The 2,660-nt window shown below is 66.9% G+C and carries 2 protein-coding genes and 1 pseudogene; 1 reads left to right on the top strand and 2 read right to left on the bottom strand.

All coding sequences use genetic code 11. The features are described 5' to 3' along the window. Positions 1-547, top strand: a pseudogene (locus MOV74_RS35675) (complex I NDUFA9 subunit family protein); the annotation flags it as partial. Between the two features lie 154 nt (positions 548-701). On the opposite strand, the gene MOV74_RS35670 reads toward MOV74_RS35675, so the two are convergent. Together MOV74_RS35670 and MOV74_RS35665 are read right to left on the bottom strand one after the other, a co-directional pair. Further along, complete coding sequence (locus tag MOV74_RS35670) at positions 702-1,442, bottom strand: SDR family oxidoreductase (protein ID WP_246931891.1); 741 nt, start codon at positions 1,440-1,442, stop codon at positions 702-704. A 3-nt stretch (positions 1,443-1,445) separates the two neighbouring features. Continuing rightward, on the bottom strand, positions 1,446-2,660 hold a 1,215-nt coding region (locus tag MOV74_RS35665), incomplete at its 5' end, for an FAD-binding oxidoreductase (protein WP_246931889.1).

Genomic DNA, 2,660 nt, shown 5'->3' with positions numbered 1-2,660 from the left:
GGCGGTCCTGGCCGCGGTGCCCTCGGCCACGATCTTCCGCCCCTCCGTGATGTTCGGCCCCGAGGACCAGTTCACCAACCGCTTTGCGGCGCTGGCCCGGATGTCGCCGGTTCTGCCGCTGATCGGCGAGAGGACCCGGATGCAGCCGGTCTATGTCGGCGACGTCGCCACCGCGATCGCGGACGCCGTCGACGGCAAGGCCAAGGCGGGCGCGACCTACGAGCTCGGCGGGCCGGAAGCGCTGACCATGCGCGAGATCATCGAGGCCATCCTTGCCATCACCGACCGCAAGCGGATGCTGGTGCCGCTGCCGTTCGGCCTCGCCCGCTTCCAGGCCAACTTTCTGCAATTTGCGCCGGGGGCGTTCAAGCTGACGCCGGACCAGGTCACGATGCTCGAGCGCGACAATGTCGTGTCGGAGGCGGCGAAGGCAGCCGGCCTGACGCTGGAAGGGCTCGGCATCACGCCCGATTCGCTGGAAGCGATCGCTCCGCAATATCTCTGGCGCTTCCGCCCGCAGGGCCAGTTCCAGCGCATGAGTGTGTGAGGTTTCTTACCTCTCCCGCTTGCGGGAGAGGTCGCCGCGTAGCGGCGGGTGAGGGCTTTCTCCTCTTGGGGGTCCTCGCCCGCGGAGACACCCTCTCCCCCTGCCCTCTCCCGCAAGCGGGCGAGGGAGCGCACCGTCAGCCGTGGCTACAGCCTCAAAACTTCAGCTTCTTGAACACCGCTTCCGGCAGCGATTTGATGATGAGCATCACCAGGCGCCATTTGCCGCTGACATAGACGACGTCGGTCTTGTTCTCGACGGCGCTAAGGATCGCATCGCCCACCACCGGCGCCTCCACCGTGAGCGGGCCGATCAGCTTCATGCCCTCCGTCATCCGGGTGCGGACGAAGCCGGGCTTGACGGTGACGACATGCACGCCGCCACGGCTGGCACGGGCGCGCAAGCCGGAGAGGAACGCGGAGAAGCCTGCCTTGGCCGAGCCGTAGACATAGTTCGAGGCCCGGCCGCGATCGCCGGCCACCGACGACACGCCAACCAGCGTCCCGCTGCCGCGCGCCAGGAATCTTTCCGCGAACAGGCCGAGGATCAGCGCAGGGCCTTCGTAGTTCGAACGCATGATCGCGGTGGCGTGCGTGAGATCGCTCTCGGCATCCTGCTGTACGCCGAGCAGGCCGACAATCGAGACGACGACATCGGGCAATGCCGGAAGGGCGCCGACAAAGCTCTCGAATGACGCGGTGTCGAGCACATCGAATTTGTGCAGACCGACCTCGACATTGTAGCGCGCGCGCAGATCGGCGGCGTCAGGCTGCAGCGCGGCGACGTCGCGGCCTGCGAGGGCGACATCGTACCCGGCCTTGGCGAAGGCGCGCGCGGCGGCGCGGCCGATATCGGAGGAGCCACCGAGCACAATTGCGGACTTGCGTGACGTCACGGCCTAGACCTCATCGAACAGACGCTGTGAAAGTTTCGATCGGATGTTGCCGGCGGGATCGAGCGATTTGCGGATCGCGTTGAAACGCTGCAAGGCAGGATAACCCGCCGCGAAGGTCGCGCGCGACTGACGCGCGTCTTTCGCCAGATACAGCCGCCCGCCGGCGGCGACGACGAGACGATCGATCTCGTCGAGGAAATTCAGGATGTCGCCCTTGACGGGGAAATCCAGCGCCAGCGTGTAGCCGGGCAGCGGGAATGACAGGATGCCGTCGCCCTGGCCGAGCTTCTTGAGCACGGCGAGGAAGGAGGCATCGCCGCGCCGTACGACGCGATCGAGGATCTCGCCGAGCACGGCGCGCGCCCCTTGCTCCGGGACCACGCATTGATGCTGGAGGAAGCCGCGCTTGCCATAGATGCGATTCCACCCACCGATGCTGTCGAGCGGAAAGAAATACGGATAGAGCGAGACCACGTGGCTGCTGCCGGCGCGCCGCGCGCCCATGCGATAGTAGAGCTCGTTGAAGGCGCGGACGCTGATGCGGTTCAGTGCCATCGACGGCAGATCGACCGGCACGCTGAGGCTGGGATCCTTGCCGACCGGAAATACATCGGCGCCGTCCGCCAGCTCATCTCTGCCCGCGTGCTCACCGAGATAGATCAGCGAACGGCCGAGATCGCGCCCTCGTGCCACGCAATCGATCCAGGCCACCGAATAGGTCGCCTCATCGCTCGCCTCGAGCGCGCGCATCGCGGCATCGAGATCGGACGCGGAGATCACCCGCTCGCGGATCCATCCGGTCTCGACCCGCCGCAGCCGCATCGTCGCTTCCAGGATGATGCCGGTCAGGCCCATGCCGCCGACGGTCGCGAAGAAGGCCTCGGAATTCTGTTCGCGCGAGGCCTCGATGACCTCGCCCTGCCCGGTGCGCAGCAACAGGCTGTCGACGTAGCGGCCGAAGCCGCCTTCGCAATGATGGTTCTTGCCGTGCACGTCGGCCGCGATGGCGCCGCCGATCGAGACGAACCGCGTACCGGGCACGACGAAAGGCAGGAAGCCGCGCGGGCCAAAGGTGTCGATCAGGTCCGACAACAGAACGCCGGCCTCCAGGCGGATGCGGCCCGTCACCGGATCGAACGACCTGACGCGGTCGAAGCCGGTCATCCCGACGGTCCTGACGGCGCCGATCGCGGCATCGCCATAGGCGCGGCCGTTGCC

This window comes from Bradyrhizobium sp. SHOUNA76 (assembly GCF_023006445.1).
Taxonomy (GTDB): Bacteria; Pseudomonadota; Alphaproteobacteria; order Rhizobiales; family Xanthobacteraceae; genus Bradyrhizobium.
Note: the sequence above shows the minus strand (reverse complement) of the source record. Positions and strands in the feature narration are given on the sequence as shown.